Genomic DNA, 23,419 nt, shown 5'->3' on the forward strand with positions numbered 1-23,419 from the left:
ACCTAGAGCTGAAACCACTGTATGGCTGATCTGGCAGAAAACGCTACTCCCGCTTGGCGAATGCGGCTGAACGAGGCGGTCGACCGCTTCAAGGCCCTTCCCAACAATCGAAAGTTCCTCTTCCTCGGTGCGCTGGCGGCGATTTTCGCGGTCATCGTCGGTGCAGTCGTGCTCAACCGCGAGCCGGCCTACAAGGTTCTGTTCTCCAACCTGTCCGACCGCGACGGCGGACAGATCACCGCGTCGCTGCAGGCGATGAACGTCCCCTATCAACTCGGCAACGGCGGCGTCATTTCCGTGCCGTCCGACAAGGTGTACGACGCGCGTCTGAAGCTTGCCGCCCAGGGTTTGCCCAAGGCCGGCGGCGTCGGCTTCGAACTGATGGACAACCAGAAGTTCGGCATCAGCCAGTTCGCCGAACAGGTCAACTACCAGCGCGCCATCGAAGGGGAACTCGCGCGCACCATCGAATCCATCCAGTCCGTCGAAACGGCGCGCATCCACATCGCTACGCCCAAGCAGAGCGTGTTCGTGCGCGAGCAGCAGCAGACCACCGCGTCGGTGATGCTCAGCCTGTTCCGCGGCCGGGTGCTGGACGCGGCCCAGGTGGCCGGCATCGTCAACCTGGTGTCCAGTTCCGTGCCCGGGCTCACCGCGAAGAACGTCACCGTGGTGGATCAGGACGGCAATCTGCTGTCGCGCATCCAGGACCCTGACAGCGCGTCGGGCACGCTCGACCAGCGCCAGCTCTCCTATGTGCACCAGATCGAGGACGATTACGTCAAGCGCATCGAAGCCATCCTCGAGCCGATTTTCGGCAAGGGGAACGCCCGCGCCCAGGTCACGGCCCAGCTGGATTTTTCCGAGACGGAGCAGACGTCCGAAACATTCCGCCCCAATTCCAGTCCGAATCCGTCGGCCACCCGCAGCCAGCAGATCGTCGAGAAGCTCGGCAAGGGCGTGCCGTTGCCCGGCGGTGTGCCGGGCGCGCTGTCCAACCAGCCGCCGTCCGCGGCCTCGGCGCCGATCACCCTGCCGCCTGGCGCCGCGCCCGGCACGCAGACGCTGTCCGGCCAGCCGATGGGCACGGATGCCACGCTAGAACGCGACATCACCACCAATTACGAGGTGGACAAGACCATCCAGCACACCAAGCTGCCCAAGGGCAGCATCAAGCGGCTGACCGCCGCGGTGGTGGTCAATTACCGCAACATGCCGGACCGCAACGGGGATTTGAAGCCGACGCCGCTGACGGCGCAGGAAGTCCAGCAGATCAATAATCTGGTGCGGGACGCCATCGGCTACAATACCCAGAGGGGCGACACGATCAATGTGGTCAACGCCGCGTTCGCCGATGCGGTGGCGCCGGTCAGCGTGCAGGAAAAAGTGGTCGATTACGTGACGAACAACGGCACGTCGATCCTTAAGTATTCGCTTCTGGCCATCGCGATCCTCTACCTGGTGTTCGGCGTGGTGCGCCCGATCATGCGCGATATCGTCAAGCCGCCCAAGCCGCCGCGCGACGAGAAGGCGGAGGCCGCCGCAGGGCGCCTGCTCGCCGTGGCCGACGACGAGGAAGGGGAGATCGAGATCGGCGAGGACGGCAAGCCGCGCCGCGTCGCGCGCAAGGGCCTCTCCGGCGGCGGCGACGACGAGACGGTCGACGAGAAGGAACTGCAGCGTCGCCAGTACACCACGAATCTCGAGTCGGTGCGCGAGATGGTGAAGGCCGATCCGCGCATGGCGGCCCAGATCATCAAGGAATGGATCAGCTCCGATGAGTGACAACGGAATCAGGCGCAGCGCCATCCTGCTCTTCAGCCTGGGGCAAGCCGAGGCGGTCGAGGTCTTCAAGTACCTCGGTCCCAAGGAGGTCCAGAAAATCTCGCTGGCGATGGCCGCCATCAACAACCTCAACTACGAGGAAATCGGCAAGGTGCTCGACCAGTTCCGCGAGGAGTGCGCGGCGCGGGCGAGCCTTGGCGCCTCGGACGAATACCTGCGCAATGTGCTGATCGAGGCGCTCGGCCCGGACAAGGCGGCCAACCTGCTTGACAAGATCATGCAGGGCAACGACCACAGTGGCATCGAAAGCCTCAAGTGGATGGATCCGTCCTCGGCCGCCGACCTGATTCGCAACGAGCATCCGCAGATCATCGCCACGATCCTCGTGCATCTGGATCCGGACATGTCCAGTTCCATCCTGCAATTCTTCCCGGAGCGCATGCGCAACGAGGTGCTGATCCGCACCGCAACCCTGGAGGGGGTGCAGCCGCAGGCGCTGCGTGAATTGAACGACGTGCTGACCCAGCTTTTGTCCGGCTCGGACCGCATCAAGAAGAGCGCCGCGGGCGGCGTCGCCATGACCGCGGAAATCCTCAATTTCATGGGCGGCAACGTCGAGGCGTCGGCCTTGGGCTATATCCGCGAATACGATCCGGAACTCGCGCAACGCATCCAGGACAAGATGTTCGTCTTCGAAAACCTGCTGGATATCGACGACCGTTCGATCCAGACCATCCTGCGCGAGGTGCAGTCCGATTCGCTGGTGGTCGCGCTCAAGGGCACCAGCGCCGAACTCAAGGACAAGATTTTCCGGAACATGTCGCAGCGCGCCGCGGAAATGCTGCGCGACGACCTGGAGTCCAAAGGGCCGGTCAAGCTCTCCGAGGTCGAAGCCGAACAGAAGGAAATCCTCAAGATCGTTCGCAAACTCGCCGACGACGGTCAGATCGTGCTAGGCAGCAAGGGCGGTGATGAAGGACTCGTCGAATAAGACCATCATTCCGGCCGGCGAGCTCGAGGACTGGCAAAGCTGGCAGCCCAGGGAGCTGCTGCCTTCGCTGGCGACACTGACGCCCGGGGACCTCGCGCGCCTCGTGGTGAAGGCGCGCGGCCCGATGGTGAGTCCGGCCTCGCTCGAAGAGCGCCTGCAGTCCGGGGCGCTTCCCGAGCCGGAGCCGGAAGTCTTCCACGTCGAGCCGATGCCAGAACCCCTGTCGAGCGAAGAGCCCGAACCCGAGCCGCCCGCCTACCCGACCGCCGCGGAGCTCGAAGCCATCCATCAGGATGCCTGGCAGAGCGGTTACCAGGCGGGTCACGAGGCCGGGCTGGTAACCGGCAAGGAAGAGGGGTTGGCGCTGGGGCTCGCCGAGGGCCGCGAAGCGGCGCGCGAGACGTTCCAGGCGGCCTGGGAGCCGCTGCGGCAGCTGTCCGGCGAGTTCGCCGCCTCGCTGTCCCGTCTGGAGGAGGCCCTGGCGCCGGAGTTGTTGACGCTGGCCCTGACCTTTGCCGAGCGGCTGGTCGGCGAGCACCTGGCCTGCCGGCCCAACGCCATCGAGGCCATGCTGCGCGAAGCCTTGGCCAGCCTTCCCGCTACCCTGGCGCAAGGCCGCCTGCGCGTCAATCCGGCGGACCTGGAGGTGGCGCGCAATTTTCTTGAAACCGAAACGCCCGAGACCATGTGGCAATGGATCGAGGATCCCGCCATCGAGCGCGGCGGATGTTTGCTGGAGACGCCCCAACTTCGGCTGGATCTGACCCTTGCGAGTCGCAAGGCCGAACTCCTGGCGGCCCTGCCGGGCGGGACGGATGACGATGCCGGCCTCTGACTGGCTGGAGCGTCAGGCGCGGTACCTCGCCGACTGTGCGCGCACGGTCGGGGAAACCCCCTTGTCGGCCCCCTGCGGGCGCTTGACCCGCGTTACCGGCATGGTGATGGAAGCGGTGGGGCTCAAATTACCGGTGGGCAGCGCCTGCCGCGTCGATTTGCCCGATGCGCCGCCTGTCGAGGCGGAGGTGGTGGGGTTTTCCGGGGACAAGGTGTTCCTGATGCCCTTGACCAATGTGCAAGGATTGCTGCCGGGCACCCCGGTACGGCCGCTCGCGGCGAACCATCCGCCGAGATTCAACAAGCCTTCCGCCGCTCCCCGGGTCAACGGGCCGGGCGGTCGTCAGGTGCCGGTGGGCGCCAGCTTGCTCGGCCGGGTGCTCGATTCGCTTGGCCGGCCGCTGGACGGGGCGGGGCCCGTGCACCCCGAAGCCTACTATCCGCTGCACAGCCAACCCATCAATCCTCTTGACCGTTCGCCGGTGCATGACGTGCTGGATGTCGGGGTGCGCGCGATCAACGGCTTGCTGACCGTCGGGCGCGGGCAGCGCCTCGGCCTGTTCGCCGGCTCGGGCGTGGGCAAGAGCGTGCTTCTGGGCATGATGGCCCGTTTCACGCGCGCCGATGTGGTGGTCGTGGGCCTGATCGGCGAACGGGGGCGCGAGGTCAAGGACTTCATTGACAACATTCTGGGCGAAGACGGCCGCCGCCGTTCCGTGGTGGTCGCCGCGCCGGCCGACATGCCGCCCTTGATGCGGCTGCATGGCGCGGCCTATGCGACGGCCTTGGCCGAGTACTTTCGCGACCGGGGCCTCGACGTGCTTTTGCTGATGGACTCGGTGACCCGCTACGCGATGGCGCAGCGCGAAATCGCGCTTGCCATCGGCGAGCCGCCAGTCACCAAGGGCTATCCGCCTTCCGTGTTCGCCCGCCTGCCGCAACTGATCGAACGGGCCGGTAACGGCCCGGAAGGCGGCGGTTCGATCACCGCGTTCTACACCGTGCTTTCCGAGGGCGACGACCAGCAGGACCCCATCGCGGATTCGGCGCGCGCCATCCTTGACGGCCACTTCGTGCTGTCGCGCGAGCTGGCCGAGTCCGGCCACTATCCGGCCATCGATATCGAGCAGTCGATCAGCCGCGTGATGGTGGATGTCGTCAGCCGCGAGCAGATCGATCTTGCCCGGCGTTTCAAGCAGCTCTATTCCCGGTACCAGCGCAACCGCGACCTGATCAGCGTCGGGGCGTACGTGCCCGGCTCCGATCCGTTGCTGGACGAGGCGATCCGCCGGCAGTTGCCGATGGTCGGTTTTCTGACGCAGCCGATGCACGAATCCCATGACTATGCCTCGACGCTGGAACAGCTCTCCGACGTTCTGCTCTAAGGCCGAATCGTGAGCGAGAGCAAGTATGTCCTGCTGATCCGTCTCTCCGCGGAAAAGGCCGATGCCGCGGCAGAGCGCATGCGCCGGGCTCAGGCGAACCTCGCCAATGCGCAAAACAAGCTCTCCCAGCTCAATGCCTTTCTCGCGGAATATCGTCAGAGACTGTGCGATGGCGGCATGGAGGGGATGTCGATCGCCCGCTGGCAGGACTGGCGGCTTTTTCTCGCCCGGCTGGATGAGGCGGTGGTCGTGCAGCAGCGCGATGTGGATCGTGCCACCCAGCATTTCGTGCTGGAACGCCATGCCTGGCAGGAGGCGCGCAAGCGGCTCAAGGCGTTCGAGAAGCTCCTCGAACGGGAAAACGAGAAACAGCGCGCCGCCACGGCGCGGCGCGAACAGAAGACCACCGACGAATTCGCCGCGCGCCGTTTCTGGGATCGTACCCATGGCGAAGAGGAATGATCTGGCACATTAATTGCTAGGGTGAGGCTATCTTGCAGGGAGATCCTCACATGACGATTCCAACGCTACCCGGCGCTTCCGTGCCCTCGTCCGTTCAGGGCGGAGCGGCCATGCCCGGCACGTTCGGCTCCGCCGCCGATGCCGCGGGAGGCGCCGATTCGGGCCTGTTCGCCCAACTGCTCGGCATGCGCATGATCACCCTGGGAGGGGTGACCGGCACCAGCGCGAAAGAAGGCAAGGATGATGGCGAAACCACCGATGCGGCCCGTCCGGCCAAGACCCGGGAGGCCGACAAGAGCGCGCCGGCGCTGACCGACCCGTTGCAGATTGTCGCGCTTCAGCAGGTCAAACCGGAAGACGCACCGATCGTGCCGAAGACCTCGCGGGATGAGGGGGTCAAGGAGGAGGCCGTCGAGTCGCTAACGGAACAGGCGCCCCGGCATCATTCCGCCCGGACAGCGGACGACCTGCAAAATTTGCCGGGCGGCAAGCCTGTCGCCGCGACATTCTTGCCGGTCGAGACGCATGCCGCGCAGACCGGCAAGCCGCAAACGGCCCTTCCGGTGTTTTCCGTGCCGACGCCGGTGAGCGATCCGGCCTGGGGACGCGCGGTCGGCAGCCAGGTCATCGCCATGGCCAACCTGAAAATGGACAAGGCCAGCATCGAAATCAATCCGCCGCAACTGGGACCGATCGAAGTCACTCTCAAGCTCGACGACAAGAGTGCGCAAGTGGTGTTCACCGCGGCCAGTCCAGCGACGCGCGACGCCATCGAAAACAGCCTGCCGCGCCTGTCCCAGATGCTGTCGGCAGGCGGTCTGCAGCTGACCGACGCCCAGGTGTTTTCCGGGCAGCAGGAGCAGCGCCAAGCCCAGTCCTCCCGGCAGGACGCGCGTCAGAACCGCCAGGAGGCGCCGCCCTCCGAGGACGGTCTGGACGCGCTGGCGTCCATCAAGGCCGCGCGCAACATGCTCAGTATATTTGCCTGAAAATGTGAAAAGTATTTGACCTCTGTTCAGTCGTGGCGGAAAACTGGAAAATAGCCACGGGATTTCGTTTAGAATTCCCGGATGACAACCGTTCGGACATAGACAGAGATATGGCGGAAGAAAAGAAGCCCGAAAAGGAAAAGAAACCTGGCGGTGGCGGCAACAAGCTGATGCTTGTCGTCATCATCCTTCTTGTTTTGCTGCTGGGCGCCGTGGGCGGTCTGGCCTACTACATGTTCACCAGCGCCCATACCGCGCCGGCGGGCGATGCTGCCCATCAGGAAGACGTCAAGAAAGAGGCCAAGAAGAAACACGACGGTCCGCCCGTGTTCGAAAAGATGGAAACCTTCGTGGTCAACCTGTCGGGGGGCGGTTCGCTTCTGCAGATCGACATGCAGGCGCAGCTGCAGGACGAGGAGGCGAAAAAACGGTTTACCGACTACATGCCGCGCATTCGCAGCGGCGTGCTGCTGCTTCTGTCCTCCAAGTCGGCCGACGAGCTGTCGACGCCCGACGGCAAGGTCAAGCTCAAGGCCCAGGTGAAGCAGATCATCAACGAATCCATGGATGCGGGTGAAGAGGAACTGGTTCAGAGCATCGAATTCACGTCCTTCATCATCCAGAACCAGTAAAGAGCCATGGGCGACGATATCCTGTCCCAGGAAGAGGTCGATGCCCTCTTGCGGGGTGTCACCGGGGAAGACGCCGACGAGGACGGCGGCAAGGACGCGGAAGGTGTCCGCAGCTACGACATCGGCCGTCAGGAGCGCATTGTCCGCGGCCGCATGCCGACGCTCGAGATCATCAACGAGCGTTTCGCCCGCAACCTGCGCATCGGCCTGTTCAACTTCATCCGCCGCAACGCCGAAATCTCGGTGGGGCCGGTGCGCGTCCAGAAATACTCCGAGTTTATCCGCAACCTGGTGGTGCCGACCAACCTGAACCTGGTTCATGCCAAACCGTTGCGCGGCACGGGTCTGCTGATCTTCGATCCGGACCTGGTGTTCCTCGTGGTCGACAACCTGTTCGGCAGCGACGGCCGTTACCATGTCCGCGTCGAAGGGCGCGACTTCACCCCGACCGAGCAACGCATCATCCGGCGCCTGCTGGACGTGGTATTCACCGAATGTCAGAAAGCCTGGGAGCCGGTCTATCCGATCGAGTTCGTCTACCTGCGCTCGGAAATGAATACCCAGTTCGCCAATATCGCCACCCCGACCGAAGTCGTGGTGGCGATGACCTTTCACATCGAGCTTGGCGCCGGCGGTGGGGATTTTCACATCTGCCTGCCGTATTCCATGGTCGAGCCGATTCGCGATATCCTCTCGAGCACCATGCAGGCGGACCGTACCGAGGTGGATAACCGCTGGGTCAGCCTGATGTCGAAGCAGGTGCAGGCGGCCGAAGTCGAGCTGGTGGCCACGCTGGCCGAGACGCGCGTGACCCTCGGGCAGGTGCTCAATCTCAAGGAAGGCGACGTGATTTCCCTCGAGATTCCCGAACGGCTGGTGGCGGACATTTCCGGCATCCCGGTGTTCGAATGCCACTACGGTACCCTGCAGGGCAAGTATGCTTTGAGAGTGGACGAGATTCTCGCCGGCGCCCACGAGTTCGCCGAACAGATTCCGGCCGACAAAGAACAGAAAGAAGAGTGAAAGCACCATGAGTACTGCTGCAGACGGTTCCGAAGAAATCTCCATGGACGACTGGGCGTCGGCCATGGCCGAGCAGGCCGAATCCGATGCCGCGATGACGGCGGAGGAACCGGTGCCCGCCAGCAATCTTTTCCAGGAGCTGGGGCACGAGGAGGCGGCCGCTCCCGTGCCGGGCAATCTGGACATGATTCTGGACATTCCCGTGCAGTTGACGGTGGAGCTGGGGCGCACCAAGATCGCCATCCGCAACCTGTTGCAACTGGCGCAAGGATCGGTGGTGGAGCTCGATGGTCTGGCCGGCGAACCGATGGATGTCCTCGTCAACGGCTGTCTGATCGCCCAGGGTGAGGTGGTGGTGGTGAACGACCGGTTCGGTATCCGTCTGACCGACATCATTACCCCGGCCGAACGTATCCGGCGGCTGCAAAAGTGAGGCGCTCCGCATTCTTGCTCGCGCTGGCGCCGGGATTCGCGGTCGCCGCGCAAAGCGCCGCCGCCGTGGCGCCCTCGCCGGTGGCGAGCCTCGCGCAGGTGCTGTTCGGCCTGGTGCTCGTCCTGGCGTTGATCCTGGGCGCGGCCGCCCTGTTTAGGCGTTTCTCGGGGGCGATGGGGGGCGGATTGCCCGGCCGCATCAAGCTGGTCAGCGCCCTGATGGTCGGGCAGAAGGAGCGCGTGGTCATCGTCGAGGTGGGGGAGGAATGGCTGGTGCTGGGCGTCACCGCGCACGCCATCAATCTGTTGTCGCGCATGCCGCGCTCCGAAACGCCTCCCGGCGAGGTGCTGCTGCCGACCGATCCTTTCGCCCGCTGGCTCAAGGCGGCCATCGACAAGACACGCAAACGCCCGGATTCCCCCACGTCATGAAACGAGCGACACGACTGCTGTTCGGGGCCCTGCCGGCCCTGCTTCCCCTCGCGGCGCAGGCGGCGGGGCTGCCCCTGATGACCAGCACGCCCGGAGCGGGCGGGGCCCAGACCTATTCGCTGAGCCTGCAGATGCTGCTGTTCATGACGAGCCTGAGCTTCATCCCGGCCATGCTGCTGATGATGACCTCGTTCACGCGCATCATCATTGTGCTGTCCCTGCTGCGTCAGGCGATGGGCACCATGACGGCGCCCTCGAACCAGATCATCGTCGGCATGTCGCTGTTTCTGACGCTGTTCGTGATGGGGCCCACCCTCGATCAGGTCTACGCCAAGGCCTGGGTGCCGTTTTCCGAGGACAAGATCAATTACATGCAGGCGCTGGACGAAGCGTCCAAGCCGATGAAAGCCTTCATGCTGCGCCAGACGCGGGAAAAGGATCTGGCGTTCTTCATCGAAATTTCCCAGTCGCCCCGGCCGGCCACGCGCAACGATGTTTCCCTGAAGACCCTGATTCCCGCCTATGTGATGAGCGAAGTGAAGACGGCGTTCCAGATCGGCTTCATGGTATTCATCCCGTTCCTGATCATCGATCTGGTGGTCGCCACCATCCTCATGGCGATGGGGATGATGATGGTGTCGCCGGCGCTGATATCGCTGCCCTTCAAACTGATGCTGTTCGTGCTGGTGGATGGCTGGACCCTGCTGATGGGCTCGCTGGTCCAGAGTTTCTACACCGGCTGACCAAGGAGAGGCCATGAGTCCGGAATCCGTCGTCAATCTGATGCAGGGCGGCATGTACATGCTGATCATCGTCTCCGCGCCCGTTCTGCTGGTTTCCCTGCTGGTGGGCCTGTTGGTCAGCGTGCTGCAGGCGGCCACGCAGATCAACGAAATGACGCTGACTTTCATTCCCAAGCTGCTGGCGCTGTTTCTTACGCTGGTGCTGGCCGGGCCATGGATGATCAATACGCTGATCGATTACACCACGCGCCTTTATCACAGCATTCCTTCCATGATCGGCTGATGATTTCCATCTCCGACACTCAGATCAACGCGCTGATCGCGGGTTTTGTCTGGCCATTTTCGCGGATCGTCGCCTTGTTCATGGCCGATCCGCTTTTCTCCACCCGCGTGGTGCCGCGCCGCTTCAAAGCCGGGCTCGCGCTGGTGCTGACGGTGTTGCTGGTGCCGATCCTGCCCCCGATGCCGGCGGTGCCGGTGGTGTCCGGAGCGGGCGGCATCATTCTGGCGCAGCAGCTCCTGATCGGTTTTGCCATGGGATTCGTGATGCGCCTGGTGATGGGCGCCGTGGAGTTTTCCGGGTTGCTGATGAGCAACCAGATGGGGCTGGGCTTTGCGGTGGCCTTCGATCCGCTGCGCTCGGCCCAGGTGCCCGCCGTTTCCCAATTGCTGTCGACCATGACCTTTCTGCTGTTTCTCGGTTTCGACGGACATCACGTGCTGATCGGAACCCTCGCGGAAAGCTTTGTGCGCCTGCCGATCGGGCAGAGCGTGGATGCGCTGACCTACCGGCATCTTGTCGAGTGGGCCGGGCATATTTTCGCCTGGGGCTTGTGGCTGTCCCTGCCCGTGGTGACATCCTTGCTGGTGGTGAACCTCGCCATCGGGGTGATGACTCGTGCCGCCCCCCAGTTCAACATCTTTTCCTTCGGCTTTCCGCTGACGCTGTTCGTCGGCTTTGGCACGCTCTACCTGGTCTTGCCGCTTCTGGTTCCCGCCGTGGAGGAGATCTACCGACAGGGCTTCGCCTTTATTCTGCTCATGCTCGGCAAGAAGGGTTGACAGCGGAAAAGGGCGGGGCTGCCCCCGGCTTCGGATTCTGCTAAACTGACCCGATTTCGATTCTCGCAAGACTGAGGCGATTATGGCTGGCCACAGCAAATGGGCAAACATCAAGCATAAGAAAGAACGCGCCGACGCGAAGCGCGGCAAGGTCTTCACCCGACTGATCAAGGAAATCACCGTGGCGGCGCGCCTCGGCGGCGGTGACGCGGACACCAATCCGCGCCTGCGCCTGGCCATCGACAAGGCGCTTGACGCCAACATGCCCAAGGACAATATCCAGCGCGCGGTGGATCGCGGCAGCGGCAACCTGGAAGGTGTCGATTATGTCGAGATCCGCTATGAAGGTTACGGCATCGGCGGCGCGGCCGTGATGGTCGATTGCATGACCGACAACAAGACGCGCACCGTGGCGGATGTCCGCCACGCCTTCTCCAAATACGGCGGCAACATGGGCACCGACGGTTGCGTGGCCTTCCAGTTCACCCATTGCGGTTACCTGGTGTTCGCGCCGGGCGTCGACGAGGATGCCCTGATGGAAGCCGCCCTGGAGGCGGGCGCCGACGATGTGGTGACCAACGACGACGGCTCCATCGAAGTGATCACGGCTCCGTACCAGTTCACCGACGTCAAGGCCGCGCTGGAAACCGCGGGCTTCAAGGCCGAAATGGGCGAAGTGACGATGCGGCCGCAAAACGAAACGGTGCTGACCGGAGATGATGCCGCACGCATGCAAAAGCTCCTGGACGCGCTGGAAGATCTGGACGATGTCCAGGAGGTATACACGTCGGCGGTGATCGAGGAATAATCGCCGCGCGACACGACTCGAGGAACCCGCGGTGCCCGGCAGCGCGGGTTTTTTTTATAGGTTTCCGGGAGTTTTCATGGCCTCACCGCACCGTGAGCGACGCCTGCGCCTTCTGGCTTCGCTGGGCGACGCTGTCGCGATCCTGCCTACCGCGCCGGAGCGCGTCCGTAACGCCGACTGTTTTTTCCCGTTCCGGGCCGATAGCCACTTTCTTTACCTCACCGGCTTCTCCGAACCGGAGGCCCTGCTGGTGCTCGATGGCAGAACCGGCAGATCCGGCCTGTTCTGCCGGAAAAAGCATCCGGAGCGCGAAATCTGGGACGGATTCCGCCACGGCCCGGCCGGTGCCGCCGAGCGCTTCGGTTTCGACGATGCCTGGCCGATCGATGAGCTCGACGAGCGCATGCCGGACCTCTTGGCCGGCCGCGAAGCCGTCCACTGGCCGGTCGGCAAGGATCCGGCCTTCGACGCCCGTGTCGCGGGCTGGCTCCAGTCGGTGCGTCTGCGGGAGCGCCAGGGCGTGTCGGCGCCGTCCGTGTGCGTCAATGTGCTGGATGCCATCGACGAGATGCGCCTCGTGAAGGACGCGGACGAAATCGCGCTGATGCGGCAGGCCGGAAGCATTTCCGCCGGCGCCCATGTCGCCGCGATGCGGACGGCGCGCCCGGGACTTTTCGAGTATCAGGTCGAAGCCGAGATCGTGGCGCATTTCATGCGGCATGGAGCGCGCCAGCCCGCCTACGAGAGCATCGTGGCCGGAGGCGCCAACGCCTGCACCCTGCATTACGTGGGAAATCACGATGTGCTTCGCGACGGCGATCTTTTGCTGATCGACGCCGGCTGCGAGTACCAGGGCTATGCCGGAGACATTACCCGGACTTTTCCTGTCAATGGCCGGTTCACCGGGCCGCAGCGCGATGTCTACGAGATCGTGCTGGCCGCGCAGATGGCCGCCATTGACGCCATCTCGCCCGGCGCGCCGCTGACCGCGCCGGCGGACGCCGCGCTGACGATTCTCGCGCAGGGCATGCTCGATCTGGGATTGTTGGGCGGCTCGCTCGACGGCGTGCTGGAGTCGGGCGCCTGGAAACAGTTCTACATGCATGGCATTGGCCACATGATCGGACTGGATGTGCACGACGTCGGCAGGCGGCATGTCGCGGGTGGCGTCCGGCGCTTTGAAAGCGGTATGTGCACGACGGTCGAGCCGGGGCTTTACATCCGTCCGGCACCCGGCGTGCCGGAAGCCTTCCACCACATCGGCATCCGTATCGAAGACGATGTGCTGGTCACGGAGACGGGCGCAGAGGCGTATACCCGCGATGTACCCAAAACCGTGGAGGCCATCGAAGCCCTGATGAGTGAACGGGATTGAATGAAAGGAAACGCGATGACGGATCATGCTGATGTGGTGGTGGTGGGCGGTGGCCCGACCGGCGCGCTCGCCGCGCTGGGATTCGCCGCCCGGGGGCGGCGCGTCATTCTTGTCGAGGCCCGTGCCGAGCATGCCCCGCTGAACGACGCCCGCGCCATTGCGCTCTCCGAAGGGAGCCGCGCGATTCTTGCCCGGCATGGCGGATGGAGCGACTCGCTCGGCGCAACGGCGATCGATACCGTGCATGTGTCCCAGCAGGGGGCGTTCGGCCGCACGGTGATCCGGCGCGCGGATCTGAATCTGGCGCATCTGGGGTGGGTGGTGGATTACCCGGCGCTGACCCGTCATCTTGACGCCTTATTGGCATCCGCATCCGTCGCGGTGCGCTGGAGCCGCAAAGCGGTGTCGGTGACTTCACTGTCAGGTTATGCCGCCGTGCAACTGTCCGATGGCGAGATGCTCACCGCGCGCCTGGTGGTCATGGCCGAGGGCGGCGAGCTGGCGACCTCGTTGCCCGGCGTGCGTCGTCATGTGCACGATTACCGCCAATGCGCGTTGCTGGCGCGCGTCGTAACGGAACGTCCGCACGGCGGCACGGCGTACGAGCGCTTTACCGACAGCGGCCCCCTGGCGCTGCTGCCGCACGGCGAAGGGTACATGATGGTGTGGACGCGCTCGCGCGATGAAGCGGAGCGTCTTCTTGCCGCTGCGCCGGGCGTGCTTGCCGCCGAACTGGCCGCGGCGCTGGGCGACCGGTTGGGACCCTTGCATTCGGTGTCCGACCTGGCTTGCTTCCCGCTTGCCCTGCGGCAACTGAATACCGTGGTGAGCGGCCGTGTGGCCTTGATCGGCAATGCGGCGCAAACCATGCATCCGGTCGCGGCGCAGGGGTTGAATCTGGGATTGCGCGACGTGGATGCGCTGATCCGGCTGGCCGGCGGCGCGGCGGATCCAGGAGCCAGCGGCATCCTGTCCGCATACCGGCGCGCCCGCCGGATCGACAGCCATGCCGTGGTGGGATTCACGCACGGGCTGATCCGCCTGATCGACTCGGACAATCCGCTGATGAAGCGCGCCAGGGGCGTCGGAATGGCGGTGCTGGACAGCGTCCCCGGCCTCAGAAAATCGTTTGCGGGACACCTGGTTTACGGTGTCGGCACTGGCCGGCGCTGACGGAGAATCTTATGACTCGACATTACGACATTATTGTCGTCGGTGGCGGACTCGTTGGCGCGAGTCTCGCGCTGGCGCTTGGCCGGCAAGGTCGGCGCGTGGCGCTGGTGGAAGGACAGGATGCGCGGTTCGATGACCTGCGGACCGGTTGGGACCCGCGCGTCTATGCCGTGAGTCCGGCCAACCGGGCATTTCTGGACAGTTTGTCGGCCTGGCCCGATATGGAGCGGGTCGGCGTCATCGAAGCCATGCGCGTCCGGGGCGACACTCATGGACTCATCGAATTCGACCGTCACGACGCCGGCAGCGAGGCATTGGCCTGGATCGCGGAAAACCGCTGGATGCTGGCCGCGCTGTGGCGGCGCCTTGGCGAAGAGCCGGGCGTCGAGCGGCTGACCGGCGCCAGGCCGGCCGGCCTTGAGCGCTCCGAACTGAAAGCGGCGCTGACGCTGGATGACGGCTCGGTGCTCGAAGCGCCGCTGCTGGTGGGTGCCGATGGCGCCAATTCCTGGGTGCGGCGCGAAATCGGCGTCGAGGCGAGCGTTAAACCTTACGGGCAATCCGGCGTGGTCGCCAATTTCGAGTGCGAAAAACATCACGGCAACATCGCCAGACAATGGTTTTTCGGGGACAGTGTTCTTGCTTGGCTGCCGATGGCGGGGAACCGAATTTCGATTGTATGGTCAACCTTTCAACCGGAGCGGCTGACAGAATTGGACGATGCCGAGCTCGCGCACGTTGTGGCGGGGGCCGGAGGCGGGGAGTTGGGCGCGTTCACCACGCTGACCTCCGCCGTCGCCTTCCCGTTGCGGCTGATCCGTCCCGATGCCACGGTGTCCCGGCGCGTGGCCCTGGCGGGCGACGCGGCGCACACCGTGCATCCGCTGGCGGGGCAGGGCGTCAACCTGGGTTTCCAGGATGCCGCCACGCTGGCGGGTCTGATTGGCGGTGCCGGCGATCCTGGCGCCTGGATGCTGCTGCGCCGCTACGAACGGGATCGCCGCGAAGCGGTGCGCACCATGCAAATGGCCTGCGACGGTCTGTTTACCCTGTTCCACGGCCGTGACGTGCCTGGCCTGGCATGGCTGAGGAACACCGGTCTGTCGTTGACCAACCGGCTCGCGCCGGTGAAGCGGCAGTTTGTCCGACATGCGATCGGCTTTTGATCTCCCACCGAGGAATGGAATGAAAAAAATCGTGAAGAGGCTGGCGATGGCCGGTTTCATGCTGCAGATGGTCGCCTGCTCGGCCGGTAACGCCGTGGAGCCCGAATCGCTCGATTCGGTGAAAGCGGCGTTCCAGAAACGCTTCGCCGACCGCAAGGTGCTCAGTGTCGCGAAAACCCCCGTGAAGGGCATGTATGAGATCGTGCTCAAGGGCAATCAGGTCATTTATTCGGACCAGAAGGCCGAATACCTGTTCATCGGCGATCTGATCGACGTGAAAAAGAACGCCAGCCTGACGGAAAAGCGCCAGAGCGAGCTGAACCGCATCGACTGGAGCAGCCTGCCGCTGGATCTGGCGGTCAAGGAAGTGCGCGGCAATGGCGAGCGTCGTCTGGCGGTGTTCACCGATCCTGACTGCCCGTTCTGCAAGAAACTGGAGCGCGAGGGTCTGAATGGCGTGACCAACGTGACCATCTACACTTTCCTGTACCCGCTGACGGACTTGCATCCCGATGCGCGGCGCAAGTCACTGCAGGTCTGGTGTTCGAAGGATCGGGTGGCGGCCTGGAGCGGTTTCATGCTCGAAGGCCGCGCGTTGTCAGGCCCGACGGACTGCGCCAATCCGCTTGACCGTATCAAGGCCCTGGGCGAGAAACTCGGCATCACCGGCACACCGGGGCTGATTTTCGGCAACGGGCAGATGGTCGCCGGCGCGATCGACCGCAGTGAAATCGAGGAGCTGCTCAACCGGAAGTGATGGATGCGGGTTTTTCCTGTACTATCTCGCCCATCCCGCCGTCTTGGGGCGGGATGGGCTAACATTACAACGACGGTTACACCGCTCGACCATGCAAAGGATTGATCATGTCTGATCTTGCTACTCTCTTCACTCAGGCCCAGGCCGATGTCAAAACCCTGTCCGAACGTCCCGACAACCAGTCGCTGCTGCAACTGTACGCCCTGTACAAGCAGGCGACCGAAGGCGATGTCAGCGGCGAGCGCCCGGGCATGATGGATTTCATCAATCGCGCCAAGTACGATGCCTGGGAAAAAATCAAGGGCATGTCCGCCGAAGAGGCCATGCAGGCTTATATCGATGTGGTCAAAGGCCTGATGGCCTGACCGGTTCGCCGCATCCGCATAAAGGACGGCCGGAGCTCCTGCGAGTTCCGGCCGTTTCAATTTGGCAAGGATTCCCTTGCCTTTCCCAGGTCCTGCTCCGCTATGGTAAACGCCTAGGAGCATTCCGAAATACTGCCAAGACGGACAGGTTTTGGCGATTTTCCCCCATTTTCGCCGGAACCCTTCCGATCGTTGTCGGGTCTATATGTCCATAAGTGTTAAAATAACCATGGACAATATAACATGAGTGATTTATCGGAAAGCTCCTATTCCACCGCGAGCCGATTCACCCACGCCCTGCCATGGCTGGTTGCCATGGCCTTTTTCATGCAGGCGCTGGATACCACCATTCTGAACACCGCGTTGCCGGCGATGGCGATTGATCTGCACCGGTCGGCGCTGGATATGGAAGGCACGGTGATCAGTTATGCGATGACGGTCGCGCTGCTGATCCCCGTCAGCGGTTGGCTGGCCGACCGCTACGGCACGCGGCGCATTTTCATGGCGTCGGTCGGCGTCTTTACCGCCGGTTCGCTGTTCTGCGCACTGTCGACACATCTGCCCATGCTGGTCCTCGCGCGCATCGTGCAGGGCTCCGGCGGCGCCATCATGACCCCGGTGGCCCGGCTTGCGCTTATGCGTTCGTATTCGCGTACCGAGTACGTCAAAGTACTCAGCCTTGTCACACTGCCGGCGCTGCTCGGGCCGGTGCTGGGACCTCTGCTGGGCGGCTGGCTGGTGTCGGTGGCGAGCTGGCATTGGGTCTTTCTGATCAATCTGCCCGTCGGCATTGCCGGCATTCTGCTGGCCCGGTCGATCATGCCCGATTTCCGCTCGGAAGGATCACCCTTCGATGTTGCGGGATTTATTCTGTTCGGATCCGGGCTCGTTGCCGTGTCGCTCGCTTTGGAAACGGTGGGAGGAGGGGGCGTGCCGCTGACGGCTGTGGCCGTGCTCGGGCTGGGAGGGCTGGCCCTGCTGGTGGCCTATGTGCGCCACGCCCGCCGCGCCAGCGCGCCACTGTTTTCCCTTGCCTTGTTTCGTTCGCGGGCATACAACGCCGGCGTGCTCGGCAATCTGGTCACCCGTCTGGGCAATGGCGGCATCGCCCTGCTGCTGCCCCTGATGATGCAGGTCGGTTTTGGCGACGACGCCCGAACCGCCGGGGTACTGATGATGCCGGTGGCGCTGGCCGCCATGCTGGCAACGCCTCATCTGCCCACGCTGGTCGGCAGACTGGGCTTCCGTCGGACGCTGGTGGGGTTTACGCTGGTGACCTCTGTGGCGACCGCGGGACTCGGATTGATTTCGGCGACGACACCGATGTGGATCACACTGCCGTTGCTGATGGCATTCGGCGCTGCCAGCGCGGTCGTGCTGGTGGCCGGCAACACCCTGGCGCTCGGCGATGTGCCGCCGGAGCTCGCCAGTCAGGGCAATAGCCTGGTTACGGTATCGCAGCAACTGTCCATCAGCCTCGGTGTGGCCTGTGCCTCATCGGTACTCAATCTGTTCCGCCCGGACAACGCGCAAGGGCTGGCCCTGGTCCCCTCATTTCACGCCACATTTGTCGTATTGGGCATCATGACGCTGGTTTCCTCCCTGGTGTTTGCCAGACTCAGGCCCGGGGACGGGCGCCATTTGCAGGGAAGCGCTCCAGCCGTGCATATGGACTGACCGGCGCTTGCCTCGAGTTTCGTGAAAGAACGTGCCGTTTTATCCGGCGCATCATTGTTGCGCCGTTTCTGCGACTGTCCGTCCGGGCAGTTGCCAGGACGGCGCGGCCTGCTTTACGTGTGTTGTTTTTCTTCACTTCTAAACATCTTCCCTGTAATAATCCCCAACGTGTCCCGCGTTTTTCAAGGACAGTGAAAACTGTCCATCCCGCTGATTCTCCATGAGTTTCTCCTCCCCGCGTTGTGCCGGTCGGCGTGACATCTCATCTTTTTGTCATTAATTCGAAATGATTATTTCAGTTTGTTGAAATATTGGTGAGTTATAAATCCACGTCCGCAACACAGCCGTACTGACTTACGCAGGAGACGAGATGTTTTTTCTGGATGAGGAACCGAGGAAAGAGGCGCGCATCGAGATCATCCCGATGATCGATGTGATGATGTTTCTCCTGGTGTTCTTTGTGCTGATCAGCCTGAATGTGATTCCGACCAGCGGTCTGTCCACTCAGCTGCCCAACGCCAAGAGCGCCACCACATCGACCGCGCCCGCCAAGCCGCTGATCGTCACCGTGACGGTGGATGGCAAGCTGCAATTGAACGGCGAAGATGTCACTCCCGCTTCACTCAAGGCGAGGTTGTCCGAGCGCAGCCACGAGCCGGAGGCCGCTGTGATCATCAAGAGCGATGGCAAAGCGGAAATGCAAAAAGTGGTCAATGTCATGGATATCGTTCGTGACAGCGGCATCAAGAAAGTTTCCATTGCCGCGCGCAAGGCCTAAGGACATGACTCACGCAACGATTACGACGCCGCCGTCCCGTCCCTGGGCGCTCAACGCCTGGTGGCGCGATGGCGTCGCCTGGAGCTGTTCGGCCCTGACCATCGCGGCCATTGTCGGTCTTGAGTCATTGCCGGCCATCGAGCATGCCAAGCCGGAGCAACCGGCGATCGAGATCCAGTTGGCCGACATCAAGGATCTGCCGCCGGATCCGCCGCCTCCGCCCAAGGCCGTGCCACAGCCGCAGACGCCTCCGGAGCGCACTCCGGTTGCCACCCCGCAGCCGCAGGCACTGGCTCCTTCGCCATCCCCGGTCGCCGCCCAGCCTGTTCCGGCTCCCGCGCCGGCTCCTGTGGCGCCCGCCGCGAAAACCGAAGCGCCGCGAGTGGAGCCGCCGCGCCCCGTCAGCAACGCCTCGGCGAACCATGGCTACGAAGCGCGCGTCCGGGCGCTGATCGAAGGGCGCAAAGCCTATCCGACCGGGCGGCAGGCCGCCATCGAGAAGCCTCGCGGAACTGTTCACGTGTGCGTGAATGTGTCGCGAAGCGGGGCGAGCCAGGGGGTGAGCATCAAGGAAGGCTCCGGATCGGCGCTCCTGGATACGGCGGCCAAACGGCTGCTGCAGTCGATCGATTATCCCCCTTTCGGGGAAGCGGTCTTCGCCGGGGAAGACACCCATACCATTTGCACAGAGCTCAATTACGAGCCACCGACAAGTTGAATCACTGACAACACGCCTTGCTAAGGGGATTGAAATACATGAGTGCTAAGCGAATGATGCGTCACACGCTGGCCGCCGCGCTGACGGCGGTCTTTGCCAGCGGTGCGCTGGCTGACGGGGCCAAGACCTCGGAACTGGGAACCATCACCATCATCGGCGAGGGCGACAAGCTCGGTTCCGGCCTGCTTCAGCAGGAAGACAGCGGACGGGCGCGCAGTAACGTCAGCCGTTCCTCCCTGGAAAAAGAACGCCCGACCTCCAACCCGTATCAGGTCATCAACATGCTGCCCGGCGTGAACGCCGTCAGCACCGATGCGTCCGGATTGTTTGGCGGTTCGCTGAACCTGCGCGGTTTTAACGCCGATCAGATCGGTTTCACCGTGAACGGCATGCCGGTCAACGATTCGGGCAACTTCGCCGTGTACCCGCAGGAATTCCTCGACAACGAGAACCTCTGCCAGACTTTCGTGACCCAGGGTTCCACGGATACCGACGCGCCGCACATCGGCGCGACCGGCGGCAATGTGGGCTTTTCGACCTGCGATCCGGAAGACAAGAGCCGCGTACGCGTGATGCAGACCTATGGCAGCAACCGCCTGTCCAAAACCTTCGCGCGTTTCGATACCGGGCGTGTGCTGGGCGATGCGGCCAAATTCTACGTGTCGTTCTCGCACGCCGAGGCGGACAAATGGAAAGGCCTGGGCTCGGCTCGCCGCGACCACGTCGACGCCGGCTTCCGTCTGGATCTGGGTTCCGGTAGCTACCTGAATGGTTCGCTGCTCTGGAACAATGCGGTCAACCACAATTTCTATACCCCATCCCTGAAAGAGCTTCAAAACGACTATTTCGTCGATTACGCGACCACTTTCCCGGGCCATCTGACTCCGGTGAAAGGAACGGCGCAGGATGAGAGCACTGTGGCGACGAAGCCTCAGTTCTACAAGCTGTCGCAGAATCCTTTCCGCAACTTGATTGCTTCGGTCAATGGCGTGTTCAAACTGTCCGACAAGGCGACGCTGAAAGTGTCGCCGTACTTCTGGTACGGATTCGGCACCGGCGGCACGCAGCAGCAAACCCTGAAGGAAAGCGGCGCCATTCTGGCCAATGGCGCCAAGAGCGGCAAGGTTGACCTTAATGGTGACGGCGACACGCTGGACACCATTATCGTGGCGAACAGTTCTGTAACGCGTACCTTGCGCCCCGGTCTGACGGTTAGCCTCAACTACCAGCTTGACAAGCATGCGCTCAACGGCGGCATCTGGATGGAACGCGCGACCCACCGTCAGACCGGTCCTGCCGTACCGGTGAACAGCGATGGCACTGCGACGGATATCTGGCTGCAGTCCCCCCAAATCACCCGTCCGGACGGTTCCCTGTACCAGAGCCGCGACTGGAAAACCATCACCACCGCCGTGCAGCCGTTCTTCCAGGACACCATGTCTTTCCTGGATGACAAGCTGTCGGTCACGGCCGGCGCCCGTTATGCGCACGTGAAGCGTGATTTCAACAACTATGCGAATGAAGGATCCGGCGCCGCATCCATGCTGGATTACCAGGTCTCCAAGAGCTACAACCAGTTCCTGCCGAGCCTGTCCGCGCGTTATTTCGTGACTCCCGCGCACCAGGTGTTCGGCAGCGTGGTGAAGAACTTCCGCGCCCCGCCCAACTTCGCGTACACCGCGACCAACGGCAATGTCGCCGTGGTCAATGGCAAGGTTGCTGTCGTTAACGAAGTGAAACCGGAAACCTCGGTGAACTTCGAGCTGGGGTACCGTTATCAGTCCGATCTCGTCAACCTGAGCGCCACCCTGTTCCGCAACAATTACAAGGATCGTCACCTGACCTGGAAAGATCAGCTGAGTAACAGCTATTTCATCAATGCCGGCGACGGTGTGAACCAGGGCGTGGAGCTGGAGGCGGGGACGGCGCCGTTCCATGGCGTGTCGGCCTATGTGTCCTATACGCATAACGACAGCAAGGCTTCCTCGGATCTGGATACGCGTGCGGGCACCTTGCCGATCAAGGACAAGAAGTTCCCGATGACTCCTGACAACATGTTCGGTCTGACCCTGCAGTATGCCCAAGGTCCGTTCTATGTTCGCGGCAAGATGAAGTACACCGGCAAGCAACAGGCCACGCTGATGAACGATGAATCGGTGCCAGGCTACACCACATTCGATCTGGATGTGGGGTACCAGTTGCCGAACACCGCGTTCTTCAAGAACCCGATGGTGCGCGCGAGCGTGACCAACCTGACCAGCAAGCGTTACTGGACGCCGAGTTCGCCGGGTATCAATGCCCAGAAGGTCGGCAACTTCACCGGCAGCACTCTGTATTATCTCGTCGGCCAGCCGCGCGCCGTCAGCGTGACCGTGTCGTCCGACTTCTGAGTTTGACGCAGCAAGGCAAGACCGGCGGGGGCTCGCCCCCCGCCTTATCTCTCGAGAGCACAGCAATGAATATCGATTACACCCTCCTGCACCAGATCACTTTCTACACGATGTTCGTGTGCCTGGCCCTGGCCGTTTTCGTGGCGGTCGAGCGCCTGTTGTTCTACATTTTCACGCTGCGCCACGCGCGGCAGCTCGAAGAGCTGGTGACCGGCCACAAGGGCCCGCTGGAGACCCTGCCCGATGAAATGATCGGTCATGACTCGGTGCCGGCCCAGGCGGTGCGCCGCATGATCGAAGAGCGCAGCCGCGTGACCAATGCGCACGATGTGCAAAGCCTCTCCAGCGCGATCTTCCTGGCCCTCAAGGCGCGTTTGCAACGCAATCTGTGGGTGCTTGACACCATCGTCACCGCAGCGCCGCTGCTGGGGCTTCTGGGTACGATTCTCGGCATCATCGAAACGTTCACCACGCTGGCGACGTCCGGTGTGTCCGATCCCAAGGGCGTGTCGGGCGGTATCGGCACCGCGCTGCTGGCAACGGCGCTCGGCATCGCGATCGCACTGTTCGGCCTTGCGTTCCTCAACCATTTTCACGATCGCGTGGATCGCATCAGCGAGCATCTGAAAGTGCTGCTGCTGCGCGCATCGATCAATAAAGCCTGAGTTCTTCGGATTCCGGATTGACAGCGGAGCCGCGACGGTTTCCCCAATGCATGCCCCGAGGTTGGTTGGCCAGCCTCGGGGCATAATCTTTGGCCTGCTTTTACCCGATACGTCAGGCTGTGAAGTTGTGTCTATTTTTCTGTCATGCTATTGTTTTCCACAAAATGTGGAGTAATTTTTATGTATATAGCTATATATTGTGGTTCAAGTCATGGCGATCAGCCGGAATTCACGGAAGTGACCCGAGCCTTCGGCGCGCTTCTGGTCGAGCATGGTCACTCGCTGGTCTACGGGGGCGGGCATGTCGGCTTGATGGGCGAGATCGCCGACAGTGTGTTGGCGGCAGGTGGTCATGTAACCGGGGTGATGCCCAAGCATCTGGTCGATCGGGAACTGGCGCATCCTGGCGTGCAGGTGATGCATGTGGTCGACGACATGCATCAGCGCAAGGCAAAAATGGCCGAACTGGCCGATGCCTTCATCGCTTTGCCCGGCGGCGCCGGCACCATGGAGGAGTTGTTCGAGGCCTGGACGTGGGGACAGCTTGGACTGCATGCCAAACCCTGTGGCGTGTTGAACATGCATGACTATTTCGGCCCGCTGCTCGCGTTCGCCGCCCGCATGGTCGATTGCGGGTTCATGAAACAGCCTTACCTCGACATGCTGCAAGTCGGTGAAACACCGGAAAACCTGCTGGCGAAAATCGAGCGTTACACTCCGCCCCCGATGAAGTGGAGTTCTGCCGCAGACCGCCGTTCATGAGCACGCTCTCCGCGG

General features: G+C 62.8%; 25 protein-coding genes. All 25 read left to right on the plus strand.

The annotated features are described in order from the left end of the window. Nucleotides 1-21: 21 nt before the first annotated feature. The 25 genes from fliF (at nt 22) to JNO50_RS05490 (ending at nt 23,404) form a co-directional block, all read left to right on the plus strand. A complete protein-coding gene (gene fliF, locus JNO50_RS05370) occupies nt 22-1,785 on the plus strand; it encodes a flagellar basal-body MS-ring/collar protein FliF (protein ID WP_189532329.1) in 1,764 nt (587 codons plus the stop codon). Beyond that, nucleotides 1,778-2,776 (plus strand): flagellar motor switch protein FliG, encoded by a 999-nt coding sequence (gene fliG, locus JNO50_RS05375; RefSeq protein WP_189532330.1) that lies wholly within the window; start codon nt 1,778-1,780, stop codon nt 2,774-2,776. The genes fliF and fliG overlap by 8 nt, the downstream gene beginning before the upstream one ends. Further along, on the plus strand, nt 2,757-3,611 hold the full coding sequence (locus JNO50_RS05380; RefSeq protein ID WP_189532332.1) for a flagellar assembly protein FliH: 855 nt from the start codon (nt 2,757-2,759) through the stop codon (nt 3,609-3,611). The genes fliG and JNO50_RS05380 overlap by 20 nt, the downstream gene beginning before the upstream one ends. Next, entirely contained in the window at nt 3,592-4,995 is a 1,404-nt protein-coding gene (gene fliI, locus JNO50_RS05385) for a flagellar protein export ATPase FliI (RefSeq protein ID WP_189532335.1), read from the plus strand. Before JNO50_RS05380 ends, fliI begins: the two co-directional genes overlap by 20 nt. A 9-nt stretch (nt 4,996-5,004) precedes the next feature. Continuing rightward, entirely contained in the window at nt 5,005-5,457 is a 453-nt protein-coding gene (fliJ, locus tag JNO50_RS05390) for a flagellar export protein FliJ (RefSeq protein WP_189532337.1), read from the plus strand. Between the two features lie 50 nt (nt 5,458-5,507). Beyond that, nucleotides 5,508-6,446 carry a flagellar hook-length control protein FliK gene (locus JNO50_RS05395; RefSeq protein ID WP_189532339.1) on the plus strand — a complete coding sequence of 313 codons (939 nt, stop codon included), beginning with the start codon at nt 5,508-5,510 and terminating at the stop codon, nt 6,444-6,446. Nucleotides 6,447-6,556: 110 nt separating this feature from the next. Further along, nucleotides 6,557-7,078, plus strand: a complete 522-nt coding sequence (locus JNO50_RS05400; RefSeq protein WP_189532341.1) for a flagellar basal body-associated FliL family protein — start codon at nt 6,557-6,559, stop codon at nt 7,076-7,078. A gap of 6 nt (nt 7,079-7,084) precedes the next feature. Next, nucleotides 7,085-8,101, plus strand: coding sequence for a flagellar motor switch protein FliM (fliM, locus tag JNO50_RS05405; RefSeq protein WP_189532343.1), 1,017 nt, complete (start codon nt 7,085-7,087; stop codon nt 8,099-8,101). A 7-nt stretch (nt 8,102-8,108) separates the two neighbouring features. Continuing rightward, the gene (fliN, locus tag JNO50_RS05410; protein ID WP_189532346.1) at nt 8,109-8,534 is read left to right on the plus strand and encodes a flagellar motor switch protein FliN; all 426 of its coding nucleotides are present in this window, start codon (nt 8,109-8,111) and stop codon (nt 8,532-8,534) included. Beyond that, a complete protein-coding gene (fliO, locus tag JNO50_RS05415; protein ID WP_229804556.1) occupies nt 8,531-8,965 on the plus strand; it encodes a flagellar biosynthetic protein FliO in 435 nt (144 codons plus the stop codon). Before fliN ends, fliO begins: the two co-directional genes overlap by 4 nt. Next, nucleotides 8,962-9,708, plus strand: a complete 747-nt coding sequence (gene fliP / locus JNO50_RS05420; RefSeq protein ID WP_189532348.1) for a flagellar type III secretion system pore protein FliP — start codon at nt 8,962-8,964, stop codon at nt 9,706-9,708. Before fliO ends, fliP begins: the two co-directional genes overlap by 4 nt. Before the next feature lie 13 nt (nt 9,709-9,721). Further along, complete coding sequence (fliQ, locus tag JNO50_RS05425) at nt 9,722-9,991, plus strand: flagellar biosynthesis protein FliQ (protein WP_189532350.1); 270 nt, start codon at nt 9,722-9,724, stop codon at nt 9,989-9,991. Then, nucleotides 9,991-10,770, plus strand: coding sequence for a flagellar biosynthetic protein FliR (gene fliR / locus JNO50_RS05430; RefSeq protein ID WP_189532352.1), 780 nt, complete (start codon nt 9,991-9,993; stop codon nt 10,768-10,770). The genes fliQ and fliR overlap by 1 nt, the downstream gene beginning before the upstream one ends. An 82-nt stretch (nt 10,771-10,852) precedes the next feature. Next, nucleotides 10,853-11,578 (plus strand): YebC/PmpR family DNA-binding transcriptional regulator, encoded by a 726-nt coding sequence (locus JNO50_RS05435; protein WP_189532354.1) that lies wholly within the window; start codon nt 10,853-10,855, stop codon nt 11,576-11,578. 76 nt (nt 11,579-11,654) lie between these two features. Continuing rightward, nucleotides 11,655-12,953: an aminopeptidase P N-terminal domain-containing protein gene (locus tag JNO50_RS05440; RefSeq protein ID WP_189532356.1), complete on the plus strand. Its 1,299-nt coding sequence runs from the start codon at nt 11,655-11,657 to the stop codon at nt 12,951-12,953. Between the two features lie 15 nt (nt 12,954-12,968). Beyond that, entirely contained in the window at nt 12,969-14,126 is a 1,158-nt protein-coding gene (locus JNO50_RS05445; RefSeq protein ID WP_189532358.1) for an FAD-dependent monooxygenase, read from the plus strand. A gap of 11 nt (nt 14,127-14,137) precedes the next feature. Continuing rightward, nucleotides 14,138-15,292 (plus strand): UbiH/UbiF family hydroxylase, encoded by a 1,155-nt coding sequence (locus JNO50_RS05450; RefSeq protein WP_189532360.1) that lies wholly within the window; start codon nt 14,138-14,140, stop codon nt 15,290-15,292. Between the two features lie 19 nt (nt 15,293-15,311). Beyond that, complete coding sequence (locus JNO50_RS05455) at nt 15,312-16,049, plus strand: DsbC family protein (RefSeq protein ID WP_189532362.1); 738 nt, start codon at nt 15,312-15,314, stop codon at nt 16,047-16,049. A 107-nt stretch (nt 16,050-16,156) separates the two neighbouring features. Next, nucleotides 16,157-16,414, plus strand: coding sequence for an acyl-CoA-binding protein (locus JNO50_RS05460; protein WP_189532364.1), 258 nt, complete (start codon nt 16,157-16,159; stop codon nt 16,412-16,414). Nucleotides 16,415-16,657: 243 nt separating this feature from the next. After that, nucleotides 16,658-18,091 (plus strand): MFS transporter, encoded by a 1,434-nt coding sequence (locus JNO50_RS05465; RefSeq protein ID WP_189532366.1) that lies wholly within the window; start codon nt 16,658-16,660, stop codon nt 18,089-18,091. A gap of 370 nt (nt 18,092-18,461) precedes the next feature. Next, on the plus strand, nt 18,462-18,869 hold the full coding sequence (locus JNO50_RS05470; RefSeq protein ID WP_189532367.1) for an ExbD/TolR family protein: 408 nt from the start codon (nt 18,462-18,464) through the stop codon (nt 18,867-18,869). A gap of 4 nt (nt 18,870-18,873) precedes the next feature. Continuing rightward, nucleotides 18,874-19,587: a TonB family protein gene (locus JNO50_RS05475; protein ID WP_189532370.1), complete on the plus strand. Its 714-nt coding sequence runs from the start codon at nt 18,874-18,876 to the stop codon at nt 19,585-19,587. 38 nt (nt 19,588-19,625) lie between these two features. Further along, a complete protein-coding gene (locus JNO50_RS05480) occupies nt 19,626-21,977 on the plus strand; it encodes a TonB-dependent receptor (protein WP_189532372.1) in 2,352 nt (783 codons plus the stop codon). Nucleotides 21,978-22,042: 65 nt separating this feature from the next. Then, nucleotides 22,043-22,642, plus strand: a complete 600-nt coding sequence (locus tag JNO50_RS05485; protein WP_215796503.1) for a MotA/TolQ/ExbB proton channel family protein — start codon at nt 22,043-22,045, stop codon at nt 22,640-22,642. 237 nt (nt 22,643-22,879) lie between these two features. Then, a complete protein-coding gene (locus JNO50_RS05490; RefSeq protein WP_229804558.1) occupies nt 22,880-23,404 on the plus strand; it encodes an LOG family protein in 525 nt (174 codons plus the stop codon). Nucleotides 23,405-23,419 lie beyond the last annotated feature (15 nt).

The organism is Paludibacterium paludis (genome assembly GCF_018802605.1).
Taxonomy (GTDB): domain Bacteria; phylum Pseudomonadota; class Gammaproteobacteria; order Burkholderiales; family Chromobacteriaceae; genus Paludibacterium; species Paludibacterium paludis.

Bases quoted from the DNA above. Each gene is read 5' to 3' on its own strand.
- fliF (WP_189532329.1), top strand. From the start codon at position 22: ATGGCTGATCTGGCAGAAAACGCTACTCCCGCTTGGCGAATGCGGCTG.
- fliG (WP_189532330.1), top strand. From the start codon at position 1,778: ATGAGTGACAACGGAATCAGGCGCAGCGCCATCCTGCTCTTCAGCCTG.
- JNO50_RS05380 (WP_189532332.1), top strand. From the start codon at position 2,757: ATGAAGGACTCGTCGAATAAGACCATCATTCCGGCCGGCGAGCTCGAG.
- fliI (WP_189532335.1), top strand. From the start codon at position 3,592: ATGACGATGCCGGCCTCTGACTGGCTGGAGCGTCAGGCGCGGTACCTC.
- JNO50_RS05395 (WP_189532339.1), top strand. From the start codon at position 5,508: ATGACGATTCCAACGCTACCCGGCGCTTCCGTGCCCTCGTCCGTTCAG.
- JNO50_RS05400 (WP_189532341.1), top strand. From the start codon at position 6,557: ATGGCGGAAGAAAAGAAGCCCGAAAAGGAAAAGAAACCTGGCGGTGGC.
- fliM (WP_189532343.1), top strand. From the start codon at position 7,085: ATGGGCGACGATATCCTGTCCCAGGAAGAGGTCGATGCCCTCTTGCGG.
- fliN (WP_189532346.1), top strand. From the start codon at position 8,109: ATGAGTACTGCTGCAGACGGTTCCGAAGAAATCTCCATGGACGACTGG.
- fliP (WP_189532348.1), top strand. From the start codon at position 8,962: ATGAAACGAGCGACACGACTGCTGTTCGGGGCCCTGCCGGCCCTGCTT.
- fliQ (WP_189532350.1), top strand. From the start codon at position 9,722: ATGAGTCCGGAATCCGTCGTCAATCTGATGCAGGGCGGCATGTACATG.
- fliR (WP_189532352.1), top strand. From the start codon at position 9,991: ATGATTTCCATCTCCGACACTCAGATCAACGCGCTGATCGCGGGTTTT.
- JNO50_RS05435 (WP_189532354.1), top strand. From the start codon at position 10,853: ATGGCTGGCCACAGCAAATGGGCAAACATCAAGCATAAGAAAGAACGC.
- JNO50_RS05440 (WP_189532356.1), top strand. From the start codon at position 11,655: ATGGCCTCACCGCACCGTGAGCGACGCCTGCGCCTTCTGGCTTCGCTG.
- JNO50_RS05445 (WP_189532358.1), top strand. From the start codon at position 12,969: ATGACGGATCATGCTGATGTGGTGGTGGTGGGCGGTGGCCCGACCGGC.
- JNO50_RS05450 (WP_189532360.1), top strand. From the start codon at position 14,138: ATGACTCGACATTACGACATTATTGTCGTCGGTGGCGGACTCGTTGGC.
- JNO50_RS05455 (WP_189532362.1), top strand. From the start codon at position 15,312: ATGAAAAAAATCGTGAAGAGGCTGGCGATGGCCGGTTTCATGCTGCAG.
- JNO50_RS05460 (WP_189532364.1), top strand. From the start codon at position 16,157: ATGTCTGATCTTGCTACTCTCTTCACTCAGGCCCAGGCCGATGTCAAA.
- JNO50_RS05465 (WP_189532366.1), top strand. From the start codon at position 16,658: ATGAGTGATTTATCGGAAAGCTCCTATTCCACCGCGAGCCGATTCACC.
- JNO50_RS05470 (WP_189532367.1), top strand. From the start codon at position 18,462: ATGTTTTTTCTGGATGAGGAACCGAGGAAAGAGGCGCGCATCGAGATC.
- JNO50_RS05475 (WP_189532370.1), top strand. From the start codon at position 18,874: ATGACTCACGCAACGATTACGACGCCGCCGTCCCGTCCCTGGGCGCTC.
- JNO50_RS05480 (WP_189532372.1), top strand. From the start codon at position 19,626: ATGAGTGCTAAGCGAATGATGCGTCACACGCTGGCCGCCGCGCTGACG.
- JNO50_RS05485 (WP_215796503.1), top strand. From the start codon at position 22,043: ATGAATATCGATTACACCCTCCTGCACCAGATCACTTTCTACACGATG.